Below are 16,320 nucleotides of genomic sequence, written 5' to 3'. Positions count from 1 at the left end.
AATGGACATCTATGATGCTGCCGGAGCACGTCAGTTTGCTTCGGAAATGAGAATCCAACCACAATAGAGTAAAAAGGCCGATGCTTGACATGGCCCAAATAGAGAAGACATGGAAATGAGTTTAATTCAACAGTTCAGGTGTCAGAATAATGGGCTGATGGGTAAAACCTTTGGATATCAAGGGTTTAAGGGATTATTATACAGTGGAAAATTGACGGTGTGCCGATTTGATTTTATAGCGAAGGAGGCGAACTTATGTGTTCGTCTTCTTCCAGCGGATCAATTGAACAACACAGCCGATGGTTTAACGGCTGTGTTGGATGTTTTTTAAGTATGTAAAATGGTTACAGCTTATTTAAAGCTACTTGAAAAAATGGCGTTTTAGCCTTTAGTTCCTTACGGCAAGTTTTCAGTTCTGCCGAGAATTCTTGTTAGCCAGAATCCAGCGTTTCTCCCAGGATTGAACCGCTCATTTTCAATACCTCGCTTCTCAAAAACTGCATGACTAAAGTAATGACCACTATAGAGTGTACCACTTTACAGAAGCATACTGGAGAATAAATCCTGTTCACCCACGAAAATAAATCTTTAAGAATGAGCCAATAAACCTACTATCGTTGATTAAGGATAAGTAAAAAGAGGGTATTTTCAAGTATATACAAAAAGCCGTTAAAAACGGCTGGAAGAAGGAAATGAAAAATATATATTTTTTGATTAAGCAAAGAAATAATGACTGGGTGCGCTTGTTATGTTTCTTGAAGCTACATCCACTTTATCGGTGGACACATGACAAAGAAAGCTGAGTCCAATGATAAGAACCCCTAAGCCAATCTTCATGTTAGACTTCATACAAACATTCCCCTTTCAATATTTGTTTTTGAGCATAGACCATCTTTTTGAGACAGATGAGGCTATCCTCTGTTTTTCCATTATAATCTAGATAGGTTCCGGATAACAATCCCAGATATTCCAAATACAGAAATCCCCGCTTGTCAGACGGCGGTAGTCATAGGCAAGGAATCATTTTCTTCCGCGAATGACAAGTTAGTATCTCTCAAGATTAAGGCGTATTCTTCAACGCTATAAGCCGTTACAGTTTGTACACCTCTCACGTAATATGAAGAAAAGGAAGCAGGAGGTGAAATATGATGTCAGGTTACGGTAATACCTTTGTGCTAATTGTTGTTTTGTTCATTTTGCTTATCATTGTTGGTGCAGCTTTCGTAAATTTTTAAAGAAATAACCAAAATAACCCGTTCCCGCATGACCCCGCTCATGTAAAGCAATCCTCCGGGAAGCACTGACATCGGTGCTTCCTTCAATTTGCACCGATCAATTGCACCAGGACGGCAACAGGTAAGATTTTCGCAAAATGTCATGCGAGCGACTTGACTATTACTGTGGTCAAAAAAGATCCATATTGCAAGTGTGGTTGATTCCTTCATGGGGTACAGACAACATTTCGGAAATTTATACAGCAGGCAAATTTCTATTAAAAAAGCCAATTTCCGTATAAGAAATTGACCTTTAACTATCATACAAAGCTAAACTGGATAATTCTTTTTTGATATGTGTGCGGAATTTCGAATCTTTTAAAAATTTCAGCTGAAAACCGTTCATATTTCGAGAAAGTTTTGCTTTCTCTAATGTATTTAATTCGTTTGCAAAAAAAGCAATTTCTGTCTGATTTCGTTCTTTATCTGTCGCATACATTGCAATTGTAAGAATAAACGCAGTAGATCCTCCCTTCTGTCCCGCATGAACAAGCCATTCACGATTGTTTTGGTTTTTCATGATTTGTTCCATGACTGGATCGAGATATTTATATACATTTGCATTAAAATGTATTTTGCTGTTTAGTTTTTTCATAATAGATACATAGTCTCTAGTAGTTGATCGGGGCAAACGATCGGACCAAATTTTTTGAAAATCCATGTCCAGAGTTTTTCTTATTTGTTTTATTTCTTGTTCAGTTAGCGGTTTGCCCAGCCATCTATTATGAATTTCAATCGCTCTATTGCGGTATTCATCCATGTCCATGTTTTTCATTACGTCTAGTACTTCTTCTTTCGATAAGTTCTTTTCATTCATCAGTTGGGCAGGTATATACAGTGCGCTGACAATGGGATACACAGGCTCATGATTTAAGATACCTAAGCTCTTTGGAACACGATTGATGTTTTGAAGGCCCAGCACCTCAATTAGGTATTCAGTATTTGCATTAGAACTGTAGGCAATCATCCCATTTGCTACCTCACATAATGGAACACTATCTGTCTCTTTGCCTTTTTTCAATTGAGTAATCCAGGCCTCATGCGCACCACCATCTGTTTTCGGAATATAGAATTTATCTAATTCCTTTAACCTTACTTCTTTTTGCGGGTCAATTTTCCCTTCTGCTGCTTGTTGCGCATATTCAATTGCTAAGATGATTTTGACAGTACTTGCTAGAGGAAGTTGCTCGTGTCCGTTAACATCTACCCAATTTTCACCATTGTGCTTTATGGATAATGAGACATTTCTGCTTCCTGATTTTGCTTTGACAAACTGTACAATATAGTCAGGGTTTAACTTTTTTATTTCCCTCCGAAACATCAAAATTCCGATTGCTATTACTAAACCAAGAGAAATTGCTATAGCTAAGATAATCCATAGTGCAATCTTCAATTTAACACTCCCTATAAAATGTTTCATTTTCAAATTACTATATCTACGATTTAAAAAATGAAAAGTTTCAAATTTATGTCGTTAATTCAAAAAAACAGTCTCTCGATACGCTCTTGCGCCTATTGAAATGCTGTCACGGCTTTCTTAAACACGCTGTCAAAGTATAGAATCAAGGCCATTCACCTCAGTGAATTCAAAGGAACGCCAATCTCGTTAAATTCGAGGGTGGTGTAGGGGTTGAACAGATATAGACAAAAAGACCCACATGCAAATTTAAATAAATATCCAGAAAAAATGTATAATGGATGTAACCATTATGAAGAAGGGAGTGGAGATATATTAAAGAGGGTGAATTGATTAAGCTGACACTTAAAGGGTTAAAAAGCATCCTTGACACTCATGGAACATTTCCACTGCTGCAGCCGGGTGGTTTTGTTTTTGAAGATCCATATTTTAATTTTAATGATCCAGCAGCCGAAGCTGAAATTGCACACTTAGAAAATGTCTTTAAGGTTACATTGCCTAATGATTATAAGGAATTTCTTAGATTGCATAATGGAATGGAGATTATTGACGGTATTGAGATTCTTAGTATAAATGATGTAATTCAATATAACGAGGTTCAAGATCTTCCTGAGGAATGTATATTAATTGGGTATCATTTTGATGGACGTTATGTAATTGATACAAAAAGATATCACAACGGATTAGATTACATGTTCTATTTAGATTCAATAGATCCATTTGAAGAGGCACAGGATTTAGGTTCGAATTTTGAAATATGGTTTGATCGATTGCTAAGCTCGAATGGCAGTAAATATTGGGAACTAAATCAAGATGTCAAGGGTTACTATGAAAATATTTAAAAAAGACTCTGTTTGGAGTCTTTTTAATATGGTGCCACCAAGGATGAATTTCTCCCCTATTGAATAATCTTTCACAGGAATTAAATTCTTTGTCATGTGTCCCCCACCATATTCTCTAGGACGTTGATGGTGAATTTCAAATTTAATCGCACTGCTTATCATACCAAGTCATGTGAACTGTTCGTTCTTTATTTCCCCATTCAACTTTTGGCGATTTTTCTATAAACATATGGATGAGAAAACAGGTTCAAGCCAGATATAGTTAGGTCTTGAGACAGCACAGACAATCAAATGGACAGCTATGAAGCTGCAAGAGATGTCAGTTTGTTTCGTAAAAAGGCCAATTCCTGACATGACTCAAAAGGAACAAACTCACCATGCCTACCTTCTTTATGTGTTTCACTAGAGTACTTAATCGCTGTCGTGCAACGTCAAGCAACTCCCCTGCTGTCGCTACTATCAAACCTCTTCCTTTTTTCATTTCCTGTCATGGACAACAACCATAAGATTCTTTAAAATCAGAGAAAACGAGGGATGACATAAGTGGTATAAAGCAATTAGAGGCAGAAAAAGCTGGAACCGCCAAAGAAGAGTTTTAAAAAAGTGCATTGTATTGTAAGGATTGATCGAGTTGTTAAATACAAAATTTTACGATGGGTTTGAGGGTGAACCTGAACTTGTCTTGTCTGATGGAGAAAACAAGTTCGTCATCTGGAATGGATACTTTGAGACTTTATTAGATTCTTTATTGGATAACAATCTTGAAAAAGAAGGAATGATCAAAGAATATTTTTATCAAGAAGGATGGCACGATGACTCACCTTGGGTGATAGATGTTCCCTTAACCATAAGCCAAATAAAAAATTTTGATGTAAACAAACTAGATACATCAGATGGCTTTAAAAAAGAAATAGTGGAATTAGTTCGCGAGATTATTCATTTTCTTCAACATGCAAAAAACAAAATTGTTGTTATTGAATATGATTGAAATAGCTCCAGCAAATCTCCAAGAGGAAGTAAAGATTTTAAGGAGGGCATGAAAAATGACTGCTTGTGCAACCGATATCTAACCGCTTGCATTCCCCGAGACTATCGCGCGCAGTACTGCATAGACTCCAGCTGCTCCTCCTGTGAAGCTAAAGACCTTCATCATTATTCGATACATCCGGGTAAACGCTTGATAAGGGAAATGTGCGTCTACCTTCTGGCTCTTAAAAAAACGGCCGCCAATCAGCTGCACAACATCAATATGCAACTGATTAGCGGCCGGCAGGTTACTCCGTCTTGGACTCAGGTATACGTTCGTTTTTCTTGTCTCTATCGTATGACAAAGTGGAATAGAAAAAAGTCCCCCTTTTTGTCGGATTTGAGCATAAAAAAAGCACTCAACCAAAGTTAAGTGCTTCATAATTATTCCTGTTAATCCGCAGGAGGCTATATCAACGTGAAGATGGAATTTATACGTAAGAGTTCGCCATAATCGGTGCCTAAAATCTTCCCCCTACTCTTTGTAGTTAAGAGCTATATCAACAATTTGCTCGGCTGAATAATCCTCTTCACTCCAGAAAATTAGGTCACTAGGTGCTGGGTGAGGTACGTTTTTTTCTAACATGTCGATATACTCACTTAAAGTTTCATCATCTATTTCAGGATTCATTAGTTTCTCCACAAGGGAGACTAACTCTTTTTTTGACATGGAGATCACCTTACTCCTCTTCGTCATACTCTCTCAGACTGTTAATTAATTCAGTGAAATTATCACAGACATAGGTTACCGCAGCTTCTGGATTCTCAAATGCTTTTTCGTGATCCCAAAAAACCACAGTTGGGTTTGTTTCAGAATCTCTATAATCAAAGCAAAATAAGTTGCCCCCTGCATCTGTTGCAAAAGGAATAACGTTGTCTACTAATCTATCCTTAACATTTTTGAATGTTTTATAAAGATCAATTGGTCTCTCTGGGTCTCCAATGCTAAGCAGATTATTAATCGATTCTCTAAATCCCTCAAAAACAATAACATGTTTATCTACTGGGGAACAGCCATTGAATTCTTTTATGTATTCTTTGAAATCTAATGGAAACTCGATGTTGAGAGTTTGTTCAAGACTATAAACTTCCTCTTTCGTTGCCTCTTTAAACGTACTGCGCTTTCTCCAGTTAATATTCTGCATAATTAACCTCCGTATTTATAGTATCGTAGTGTGTCTTGGCCAACTGTGTTGATAGTCCAAAGAATTTTCCCACAATCCATATACCACAAAAAGAAAGAAGGCGCCAATTATAGCGCCCTGTTCAGTCTCGATTTTGCTCAGGAAAGACTTGTTCTTAATGCCTCTTCTAACATTGAATTAAAATTTTCGTATTCGCTCATTATGGTTCCTGAAGGCTTATCTAATTCTAAATATTTCTCTTCGGTAGTGTCTAGACAGTACAATGAGACATCTGAATCTCCGAAGAAAAGATATTTTTTTTGCCAATCATTCTCATGCCAAAGTTCATTTGTTTCTATAAATCCATGTATTTCTTCATCTGCTTCATGTTCTCTTATAAAACTGTCTATCCCATAAATCACCACCCCATTAAAATCAAGTCCATTGACAGTGCTGAGGAACTGTTTATATCCCTCAGGTAGCACTGCATCATAAAATTTTTCTTGAACGCTTTGTTCCAGTTCTTTTAGGACGTCAATAGGGACTGGTTTATTGAGATCATCTCCATATTTTCTCTCTATTTTCCGAATCTCTTCTATATGTGCTTTCCACATTAAGATTTCCCTCCCGCTACTTTTCTCGGTATTGGCCAATTTTTTATTTTTTTGTTTGTCTAGGAGCCAATCCTCTTGTTAAAGCATTCTGCTTATTAGTAATTGCTTTATAGAAGGATCGTTTTTCATTAAAATTAAGTTATCCATCAACGTGTCAACCATACTTTGAAAGGCCCGAAAGTCATATCCTAGAATTGCATCACTAACTACTTGCGGATCTTTGTGTAAATAGTCAATTGTCCGCCTAGTTTAATCCTCCATCGACAAAATCCTTCCCAAGATCCACAGCAGCGTTAAAAATGCCTTCTTAAATGTCAGATTGTAAATAACTTGCTGTTTAATTGTAAGTTTGTCATATCCTATCTCATCAGCAATTTTAATATATTCACCATGGTCAAGTGTTTTGTCAAGTTTCTCTTTTAGCATGGCAATTCTTATATCATGTTCGCTAACTTCGCTCATCTCTTTTTCAAGCTTTGATCTCTTATCAAGCTTATCCAACATGACTCCCATCGCTGACTCTTGATCCCCGCACAAAGCATCCATCTCATCCGGCTTTAAAATCGAGCCTTTTTGATAGTCGGTGATTTCAATTTTAGAACCTGTATACATTTTTTCAAGTCTTGTGATGACCTTTTTGGAGCTGTAACCGGAAGATCTCTTTTTTTACGTTATTAACCACCCGTTGCTCATACTAGGCGTCGTGGCTATTTACTGTTTTCTGCGAATGCGGCCGCCTTGTCGTTTATATGTGTCTTTCCTGACTCCCATGATCTCTTCCACTCCCGCCTCGTTAAAGATTCATCTTCCTTCGTTGAGTGCTTAATACTTTTTAAGCTATTGCTTCGTGTTAGCTGATAAAACATCTCTCATCTTCATATTTCATTCTCCTTATCGAATAAACAACACCTTGCACTATTCGCTTTTTTTATTTGAAATGGCTCCAGCTATTCTCCAGGAGGACGCAAAGATTAAAAGGAGCCTGTGAAAGTGACTTCATGTGCAAACGGGATCTCACCGCTTGCATTCCCCGTCGCGCGCAATACTGCATAGACTCCAGCCGCTCCTCCTGTGAAGCTGACGACCATCATCATCATTCGATACATCTAGGTGCACACTTGATAAGGGAAAGGTGCGTCTCCCGTTCTGGCCATAAAAAAAGCGGCCACCAATCAGCTGCACAATATCAATGTGCAAAAGATCAGCGTCCGCAGGCTCTCCGTCTTGGACCTGATATTCACGTTCGTTTTCCTTGTCTCTATCGTATGACAAAGTGGAATAGAAAAAGTCCCCTATTTTATCCCCCTTTGTGTGGGATTTTTCTCGGATTTGAACATAAAAAAATCCTTGAAAGGCCATAGCCAATCAAGGTTTTGGTGATTTTCAGCAATATTTCTCTTTAATTTGCTAATGTTTATTATCTTTGACAATCGGCTCTATACTCAGCACCGTACCAATGGGTCCTAATTTTTCAATTAGTTTCTTTGCCTTTCCATATGGGAATCTCCCCATTAATAAGTAAGGGGGATTTTTTGAACCCTTTAGTAGATCTGCTGTTGAAATCTCAGTCCCTAATACATTCTTTATTCTTATTAAATCTTTCAATCCTCCATTAGGGGTCTTTGCTAACACTATATTGCAGGTATCAGGTGGCTCACTTATTGTTTTCTGTTCTGATTCACTTATAATGCAACCACTATTCACCCATTCAATAAAATCTGAAGTAATTACAGTAGCATGGCTTGGATCCATATCCCCAGAATCTACAATTAATACTTCTGTTTCCTTTTCATTTTGAAGCATTAGGAAAACATTACCTCCGCCATCATCGCCAATAGAGACATATCCTCTTGCATATTCATCTACTTCCCATGTCTCGTTTCTTTCCACAATATCTTCTGTACCATAAATAGCCACCCCGCCACCAATTGAAAAACCATTTGTATTTCTTAATAAATCCTTATACACATTTGGTAATTTAGCTTGTAGAATATCTTCTGACTCTTGAATTTCAGTTTCACTTGCCGGCTTATTTTTTATCAAATCTGAAACCATTGATAAATCAATCACTTTACAAAACCTCCCAAACCATCGAAATATTTATATGCATCCTTCATTGCTTTTCGGGTAGCTTTTTGATCAACACCTGCTTCAATCATTTCCCTATAACTCACATTAAATTCATAACGTATGTCAGTATTAAATCCCTCGATTTTTCTCCGCTTTCTCTGCATAGAAGAAATTTTTGCGTGTGAATGGCCAGAGCTTGACGGGAGAAGTATTGCGGATGCTTTCTTTTCGTTATAATCAAATCCACCTTCTTTAGCCCATCTTTTCGCCCATTCATTTTGTATTGGGTGGTGAGACTGTACTCGATTATCAGAAGCAATATTTTTGTTCCCTGGTGCACGATTAACCCCTGGGCTTAAATAGCCATGTTCATCAACATCTTCCTTGAGATATCCCCCTGGCCTTTTAGCAGTACTAGTCGAAACCCTTTTCGCCGTTTTCGCACCTTTATTCGCTTTGAAAACATATTTTCCTACCTTGACTACTTTAGTAGTGGGCTTTTAGTCTCAAGTTGTTTCCCTCCTGACACACGGTGAACAATTACATCATTCGAATGAATATACAGCTCTGCTTTCGTGTCAAAGTGTACCACAAAGCCTCTAATCAATCCAAAGAACGTGTTTTTTTCTGTAATCTTCATAACAGTAGCCCCATCTTGAAATCCCACTGGCTGGCACGGTTCGCCGGACAATATAGGTATTTGAATTAACGGTGATTGGCTTTATATATTTTATTTAATCCTCTCCAACCAATTTTAAAATGGTATAATTTGATTGATTTAAATTTTTATAGAAAGGGATGAGGCTTAATGAAATCAGCTTATTGGCTCGGTAGTAAAATTAAGTTAAGAGCACCTTTAAAAGAAGATATACATATATTTGATACTTTGGATCGTGACATATTAAAGAATCTGAATTCAATTTCTTTTCCTCGAACCAGAATACAAATTCAAGAATGGATTGATACTATATCAAAAACTCCTTCAAATGAAAGTGACGATTTTTATTTTATTGCTGAAGATGAAGATGAAAATGTAATCGGCACGATTGAAACATTTGATTGTGATATTAAAAATGGTACATTTTCTTATGCCCTATCTGTTTTCCCTAGCTATAGAGGGAAAGGTTTTAGTAAAGATATGATTTTAACTGTGTTGAGATACTATTTCTTTGAACTTAGATATCAAAAGGCAACCATTTGCGTTTACTCGTTTAACAATGAATCTATAACTCTTCACAAAAATCTTAATTTTGTTGAAGAAGGCAGGTTACGAAATATGATTTATACAAATGGTTCATATTTTGATGAAATCTATTTTGGTATGACAAAAGAAGAATTTAAATGTTTTTATAAAGTTTCTACTTAATCTTGTAACCAATTAACACAGGCAAAATCACCCTTCGCTGTTTCAGTGATCGTTTTTCCATACTCCGGTGCCTCGGCGTCGTAGGCCGTTGTATAAAACGGTGGCAGTTACTTTCCGCGTTGAATTTTATGTGTAATCGATAAATCTTGGTTGACGTCTAATTGTCTTGGGCTGATCACCTGCATCGCTCCCTGTGCTATGATAGAGGTGCCCACTGTGTGTACCATAGCCGGAGCAACCGCTTCGGTTTTTTTGTTGGCTAATTTCATAGGTGCATAGAGGAGGACGGTTTGTCCACCCTCTATACAGCTCCGTTTACCTCATCTTCCTGGTCATCCTGATTGTCGTTCTCAGTAAGAGAATCTTCTTCAACCGGCGCATCGTTTTCTTGCTTGAAGAGCGGCTCTGCTCCTGCTTTTATGCTTTCAAAAATAAAATCACCACATAAAAAACAGCAAAAACGCTCATAACCGCTGATTTGCCAGCGGCTATGAGCGTTTCATCATTACATCACCCGCTTAAACATCTTCTCCATCTCATACGTCGAATACATTTGAGGTTTCGAAAGTAAACGACAATCAACTAAAACGTTATATAAAGTTTTTTTAAGATTCTCTTTCGAAAATAAACTTGATTAGGAGAAGTAATGGTTGGCAATCTAATATGATCGAAAATATGATTACATGGTAAATCCCCCTCTTCGTTTTAAACGGGGGGTTTTTATTTATGAAAAGTTATTATCATTATTTTGACCGATGTTCCCTTTTAAAAGAATCAGGTATGATCAATTGAGAAGGCGCTTTCAATGAAAGGGGAATGCCAACATGCCTTATCGTATGAAACGAGTGGTGTTGCTTCTTGTCACTGGATTGTTTTTGAGTTTGTCTACAGTCACTTCTACTGCCTCGGCTCAAGCAGGCGGATCGTTTTATGACCCTTTTAACAGCTATAACTCCGGTTTATGGCAAAAAGCAAATGGTTATTCGAATGGAGATGTGTTCAACTGCACTTGGCGTGCAAATAACGTATCAATGACGTCATTAGGTGAAATGCGTTTGGGGCTAACAAGTCCATCTTATAACAAGTTTGACTGCGGGGAAAATCGCTCTGTTCAAACATATGGTTATGGACTTTATGAAGTCAGAATGAAACCAGCTAAAAACGTAGGGATCGTTTCATCGTTCTTCACTTACACAGGTCCAACGGATGGAACTCCTTGGGATGAGATTGATATCGAATTTTTAGGAAAAGACACAACAAAGGTTGAATTTAACTATTATACGAATGGTGTAGGAAACCATGAGAAGCTTGTGAATCTCGGATTTGATGCAGCCAATGCCTATCATACGTATGCGTTCGATTGGCAGCCAAACTCGATTAAATGGTATGTCGATGGGCAATTAAAACATACCGCGACGAGCCAAATTCCGACTACGCCAGGAAGGATCATGATGAACTTGTGGAATGGTATTGGTGTCGATGACTGGCTCGGTTCCTACAATGGTGTAACACCTCTATACGCTCATTACGACTGGGTGCGTTATACAAAAAAATAATGTCAAAAATGATAAGAGCCTGCTGCCTCAATATTATAACTAGGCTCTTATGATTGTAATGAGAAGTTGTCGGCATGAATCGTCTTTGATACGAATCTTATCGAGATGATGTCAGCTCTCTTTTGATTCATATGACTGGGTTTGCTTTTATTTGATTCTTGTTCTCTTTCTTTTGTTAAAATGACATCTTCATATCTTTCAATTTTAAAATCAATTTTTTGATGGTTTCTTCAATTTCTTTCTGTTGTTCTATCAATCTTTCTCTTTCGTTCACTAAAATCACTTGCTGCCGTCCACGCCGCAATCATATCCGGCGTCTCTTGTTTACATGACAGCGGATGTTTATCTTCACATTACAAAAAAACATGAAACAGAAAGCGTTTTGCGTTTCGAAAAGTACCTTAATAATTAATCGGTGGGCAAATGGTGGGCAAACCTATTCACCCACCATTTAAAGCCTTGCTACATCACCCGCTTAAACATCTTCTCCATCTCATACGTCGAATAATGAATGATAATCGGACGTCCGTGCGGGCATGTGAAGGGGTCGGACGTCCGGCGGAGTTCGTCGAGCAGGGCTCTGATTTCGTCGTCGCGCAAGTGGTGGTTGGCTTTGATGGAGCCTTTGCAGCTCATCATGATGGCCGCTTCTTCGCGCAATTTTTTGATATCGATGTTCCGGTTATCGAGAACCTGCTGGATGATTTCCTCGATCAGCGTCGTTTCTTCGTCCTTAGGAAACCATGTCGGATGGCAGCGGACGATGTAGCTGCCTGCGCCGAATGATTCGAGGAAGACGCCGACTTTTGCGAGGTCTTCCAGGTGCTCGTCGATGATGATCGCTTCGTTCTTTGAGTAGTGCAGCGTCAAAGGAACGAGGAGATCTTGGACATTCGGTTCGACTTCCCCGACTTTTTCGCGGAAGTATTCGTATTTAATCCGCTCCTGTGCGGCGTGCTGGTCGATGATGTACAAGCCGTTTTCGTTTTGGGCGAGAATATAGGTGCCGTGCATCTGGCCGATCGGATACATGATCGGGACGCGCTCTTTCGGCTCGACCATCTCTTCCTCTTGTTCGATGTACGGAGGCGCTTCATCCTCCTCATCCGGCATGCGGACTTCGATTTCCGGCGGTTCGGGAGGCGCTTCCTGCGCGATGTTTTCTTCTCTTTCCTCCGTATGGATCGGCGCTTCCTTGACAATCGAGCTTAATTTCATCGGTGAGTAGGCCGGAGCTGTTTCCCGTTCTGTCTTTGGCTCATCAGCCGGTTCAGGCCGATTGTCGAAGTCCAGCTTTTGCTGCTCGGGTTTGATGATGGGCGGCGCCGTTTTTTTCGGCGCCTGTACACTAGGAATGAGCTGCCTCTGTTTGAAGACGTCTTTAATGGCGTCGCGGAGGAGCTCATGGAGCTCTGTCTCTTTGCTCAGTCTGACTTCGAGCTTTGACGGATGCACGTTGACGTCGACCAGGAGCGGGTCCATGTTGATTTCAATAAACGTGATCGGATGCCGCCCGATCGGAAGCAGCGTATGGTAGCCTTCATGAATCGCTTTGACGAGCGGAAAATTTTTAATGTATCTGCCGTTGACGACGGATGACATGTAATTTCGCGATGCCCTCGTGATTTCCGGGAGCGCGATATAGCCTTTCACTTCAAAATCGAGGGAACTCGCGTGAAGAGGAATCATTTTTCTTGCGACGGCCGTACCGTATATCGCTGCCAGTACATGGCGGACATCCCCGTTTCCGTTTGTCTGCAGCAAGGTTTTCCCTTGATGGCGCAGCCTGAGTGACACTTCCGGATGCGCGAGGGCGATTCTGTTGACGACATCTGTAATATTGCCGAGCTCCGTATGGATCGTTTTCATATATTTCAGCCTTGCCGGTGTATTGAAAAACAGATTGGACACCGTAATTTCGGTTCCCCGCCTGCTAGACGATTTTTGCTCGGAAATGATTCTTCCTCCCTGAAGCGTCAGATGGGTTCCCGCGCCTTCCCCTGTGCTCGTTTTGATGCTTAAATGTGAGACAGACGCGATACTTGGCAAAGCTTCTCCGCGAAACCCAAGCGTTCTGACGCGGAACAGATCGTTTTCATTCTTGATTTTGCTTGTAGCATGGCGCAAAAAAGCCGTTTTGCAGTCTTCCGCATCCATCCCTTCGCCATCGTCAAGAACTTTGATGGACGAAAGCCCTGCTTCTTCGACATCGATTTCGATCACCGAGCTGTTTGCGTCAATCGCATTTTCAACAAGCTCTTTGACGACGGAGGCCGGTCTTTCGACAACTTCTCCCGCCGCGATTTTATTTGATAAATCGTCGGGAAGCTGAACGATTTTTGCCAAGTGCGGTCACCTCTCTTTATTTTAATTTTTTTTGCAGCCTGTACAGCTCATTCATCACTTGTAAAGGCGTCATATCAAGCAGATTCAGCGCCTTAAATTCGTCAAGCACACCCTGTTCTTTTTTGGACAGCTTGGCCTGCTTTTCCCGCGGCTTGTCCGTCTCAAAGAAGGACAGCTGCGCCGGCTCAACCGCAGGCGCCTGGGATTTTCCGGCTGTTTCTGCTTGTACTGGCACCGCTTGGGAAACGGCCGGTTCTTTTGCGCCTGCTTCAAGCTCTTGCAGGATCGTTTTGGCCCGGCTGATTAAATCGTCGGGGAGCTCCGCAAGCTGGGCGACATGGATGCCGTAGCTTTTGTCTGCGGCGCCTTCTTTAATTTGGTGAAGAAAGACGACTTTCCCCTCGTATTCTTCCGCCCGAACGTGAACGTTTTTCAAGTCGGAAAGCTTCTCTTCAAGCGCTGTCAGCTCATGGTAGTGCGTGGAGAAGAGCGTTTTCGCGCCGATATGGTTATGCACATATTCGATGATCGCTTGGGCGAGCGCCATTCCGTCGTATGTGGATGTCCCGCGCCCGATCTCATCGAATAAAACCAAGCTGTTTTTCGTTGCATGGACGATCGCGTTTTTGGCTTCAAGCATTTCTACCATAAAGGTGCTCTGTCCCGAAATTAAGTCATCGGCTGCGCCGATTCTCGTGAAAATCTGATCAAAGATCGGCAAAACCGCTTTTTTCGCGGGAACGAAGCAGCCGATTTGCGCCAAAATGGAAATCAGCGCCATTTGTCTCATGTACGTGCTTTTACCTGACATGTTCGGTCCTGTAATCAAAAGCATTTGTCTGCCTTCGCCCATTTCGCAGCTGTTCGGTACATACGACTGGCTGTCCATCACTTTTTCGACGACCGGATGCCGTCCGTCGACTACCTGAACGACGTCTTCGGAAAACTCAGGTTTAACGTAATGGCGGTTTTCGCTGATCGTCGCAAAGCATTGCAGCACATCGAGCTCGCTCATCATTTTCGCCAGCCGCTGCAGGCGGGGAATATATTCTTTCACCCGATCGCGAAGCTCGGAAAACAGCTCATATTCAAGCTCGCATATATTGTTTTCCGCTTCGAGAATCAAAGCTTCCTTTTCTTTCAGTTCAGGCGTGATATAGCGTTCAGCGTTTGCGAGCGTCTGCTTCCGTTCATACCTGCCTTCTTCGAGAAGATGGATGTTCGCTTTCGTCACTTCGATATAGTAGCCGAATACTTTATTAAAGCCGACTTTCAGCGAACGGATGCCTGTGTACTGGCGCTCCTCTTGCTCGAGCTTCGCAATCCAGTCTTTTCCGTTCTTGCTCGCATCCCGGTATTCGTCAAGCTTCGCGTTGTAGCCGTCTTTTATCAAGTTTCCTTCTTTCAATGAAAGCGGCGGGTTTTCGTAGAGCGCCTCCTCCAAAAGCTCAAGCAAATCGCCGCATGGATCGATTTTTTCAGCACGCGCTTTTGCCTTTGGATGATTGAGAGAAGCGACTAGATCTTTAATCGCCGGGACTTGTTTTAGCGATTCTTTCAGCTGGATCAAGTCTCTTGCGTTGACGTTTCCGTATGCGACCCGGCCGGCAAGCCGTTCGAGGTCGTACACTTCTTTCAGCCGCTCGCGCAGATCCTCCCGTTCAAACAGATGGGCAATCAGCGTTTCGACAATCTCCTGGCGCTCTTCGATCTGCCCTTTTCTGATCAGCGGCCGGTCGATCCATTGCTTTAAAAGGCGGCCGCCCATAGCCGTTTTCGTTTCATCGAGGAGCCAGAGAAGCGAGCCTTTTTTATTTTTGGAGCGGATCGTCTCCGTCAGCTCCAGATTCCGCTTCGAGTAAAGATCGATTTTCATCGCTTCTTCCAATTCGTAAGGCTCTACCTTCTGAAGATGGTCAAGGCTTCTCTTTTGCGTGCGCTTCAAATAGGTGTACAGCCTCATGAATGTATCAATAAGCTCTTTTGACGGCAGACCTTTTACAATGTCAGGCGCCTCATTTGCCTGTTCGTCTTCAAAGGAAATGGTCGCTCCGCAGCGCTCTTTTAAAACCGTTTTCTCTTGTTCGCCGATCCCGCTCGAGACGACGATTTCCCGCGCTCCGACGGAATAAATTTCGGAAACGACATCGTCAAATCTTTCAATCGCCGTCACTAAGTTCTCTCCGGTCGTCAAATCTGAAAAGGCAAGGCCGTATGTATGCTGAAAGTCGCTGACAGAAGCGATAAAGTTGTTCTCATTTTCGTGAATGCCCTTTCCGTCCATGACGGTTCCCGGCGTAATGAGCTGAACCACTTCTCTTTTGACGACTCCTTTTGCCTCCTTCGGGTCTTCCACCTGCTCGCAGATCGCCACTTTATAGCCTTTTTTGATCAGCTGTTCGATATAGGATGAGCAGGAATGGTAAGGAACGCCGCACATCGGGATTCTCTCGCTTGATCCGCCGTCTCTGCTCGTTAATGTGATTTCAAGCTCCTGTGACGCTTTTTTCGCATCCTCGAAAAACATCTCGTAAAAGTCACCGAGACGAAAAAATAAAAAGGCATCCTGATACTCTGCCTTGATCTTTAAATATTGCTGTATCATCGGCGTGTAGCCTGCCATATTAATCCCCCATTATGTATCTCTCGTTTCTATTGATTCCAAGAACGATTATACCACAAACA

Annotated in this window: 15 protein-coding genes; 5 read left to right on the top strand and 10 right to left on the bottom strand. The window is 41.1% G+C overall.

Annotated elements, in window-relative coordinates; translation table 11 throughout:
- The first annotated feature begins 1,145 nt into the window (after positions 1-1,145).
- Positions 1,146-1,235: a YjcZ family sporulation protein gene (locus AB447_RS25200; protein WP_082142430.1), complete on the top strand. Its 90-nt coding sequence runs from the start codon at positions 1,146-1,148 to the stop codon at positions 1,233-1,235.
- 292 nt (positions 1,236-1,527) lie between these two features.
- Here AB447_RS25200 and AB447_RS10890 read toward each other — a convergent pair whose 3' ends face one another.
- Positions 1,528-2,667 (bottom strand): serine hydrolase, encoded by a 1,140-nt coding sequence (locus AB447_RS10890; RefSeq protein ID WP_048354782.1) that lies wholly within the window; start codon positions 2,665-2,667, stop codon positions 1,528-1,530.
- Between the two features lie 338 nt (positions 2,668-3,005).
- Here AB447_RS10890 and AB447_RS10885 point away from each other — a divergent pair, with 338 nt between their 5' ends.
- Positions 3,006-3,533, top strand: a complete 528-nt coding sequence (locus AB447_RS10885) for an SMI1/KNR4 family protein (RefSeq protein WP_048354781.1) — start codon at positions 3,006-3,008, stop codon at positions 3,531-3,533.
- Between the two features lie 631 nt (positions 3,534-4,164).
- Positions 4,165-4,521: a hypothetical protein gene (locus tag AB447_RS10880; RefSeq protein WP_048354780.1), complete on the top strand. Its 357-nt coding sequence runs from the start codon at positions 4,165-4,167 to the stop codon at positions 4,519-4,521.
- A 513-nt stretch (positions 4,522-5,034) separates the two neighbouring features.
- Here the strand turns inward: AB447_RS10880 and AB447_RS10870 are convergent.
- The 7 genes from AB447_RS10870 to AB447_RS25195 all read right to left on the bottom strand — a co-directional run bounded on the left by AB447_RS10870 (position 5,035) and on the right by AB447_RS25195 (position 8,651).
- Positions 5,035-5,229, bottom strand: coding sequence for a bacteriocin immunity protein (locus AB447_RS10870; protein WP_048354793.1), 195 nt, complete (start codon positions 5,227-5,229; stop codon positions 5,035-5,037).
- A gap of 10 nt (positions 5,230-5,239) precedes the next feature.
- The gene (locus AB447_RS10865; protein ID WP_048354779.1) at positions 5,240-5,704 is read right to left on the bottom strand and encodes an SMI1/KNR4 family protein; all 465 of its coding nucleotides are present in this window, start codon (positions 5,702-5,704) and stop codon (positions 5,240-5,242) included.
- Positions 5,705-5,841: 137 nt separating this feature from the next.
- The gene (locus AB447_RS10860) at positions 5,842-6,297 is read right to left on the bottom strand and encodes a YrhA family protein (protein WP_048354778.1); all 456 of its coding nucleotides are present in this window, start codon (positions 6,295-6,297) and stop codon (positions 5,842-5,844) included.
- Between the two features lie 249 nt (positions 6,298-6,546).
- Positions 6,547-6,909: a hypothetical protein gene (locus tag AB447_RS10855; protein ID WP_057957561.1), complete on the bottom strand. Its 363-nt coding sequence runs from the start codon at positions 6,907-6,909 to the stop codon at positions 6,547-6,549.
- Between the two features lie 359 nt (positions 6,910-7,268).
- A complete protein-coding gene (locus tag AB447_RS27235; protein WP_269769333.1) occupies positions 7,269-7,403 on the bottom strand; it encodes a hypothetical protein in 135 nt (44 codons plus the stop codon).
- Positions 7,404-7,704: 301 nt separating this feature from the next.
- On the bottom strand, positions 7,705-8,367 hold the full coding sequence (locus AB447_RS10845; RefSeq protein WP_048354776.1) for an SMI1/KNR4 family protein: 663 nt from the start codon (positions 8,365-8,367) through the stop codon (positions 7,705-7,707).
- Entirely contained in the window at positions 8,364-8,651 is a 288-nt protein-coding gene (locus AB447_RS25195; RefSeq protein WP_231592831.1) for a hypothetical protein, read from the bottom strand. The genes AB447_RS10845 and AB447_RS25195 overlap by 4 nt, the downstream gene beginning before the upstream one ends.
- Positions 8,652-9,175: 524 nt before the next feature.
- On the opposite strand from AB447_RS25195, the gene AB447_RS10830 reads away from it, so the two are divergent.
- Positions 9,176-9,733: a GNAT family N-acetyltransferase gene (locus AB447_RS10830; protein WP_048354774.1), complete on the top strand. Its 558-nt coding sequence runs from the start codon at positions 9,176-9,178 to the stop codon at positions 9,731-9,733.
- 824 nt (positions 9,734-10,557) lie between these two features.
- Positions 10,558-11,289 (top strand): beta-glucanase, encoded by a 732-nt coding sequence (gene bglS / locus AB447_RS10825; RefSeq protein WP_048354773.1) that lies wholly within the window; start codon positions 10,558-10,560, stop codon positions 11,287-11,289.
- 462 nt (positions 11,290-11,751) lie between these two features.
- Here bglS and mutL read toward each other — a convergent pair whose 3' ends face one another.
- Positions 11,752-13,635: a DNA mismatch repair endonuclease MutL gene (mutL, locus tag AB447_RS10820; RefSeq protein WP_048354772.1), complete on the bottom strand. Its 1,884-nt coding sequence runs from the start codon at positions 13,633-13,635 to the stop codon at positions 11,752-11,754.
- 16 nt (positions 13,636-13,651) lie between these two features.
- Positions 13,652-16,258, bottom strand: a complete 2,607-nt coding sequence (gene mutS, locus AB447_RS10815; RefSeq protein ID WP_048354771.1) for a DNA mismatch repair protein MutS — start codon at positions 16,256-16,258, stop codon at positions 13,652-13,654.
- Between the last annotated feature and the right edge of the window lie 62 nt (positions 16,259-16,320).

It is taken from the genome of Bacillus glycinifermentans, assembly GCF_001042475.2.
GTDB classification, from domain to species: Bacteria; Bacillota; Bacilli; order Bacillales; family Bacillaceae; genus Bacillus; species Bacillus glycinifermentans.
Note: the sequence above shows the minus strand (reverse complement) of the source record. Positions and strands in the feature narration are given on the sequence as shown.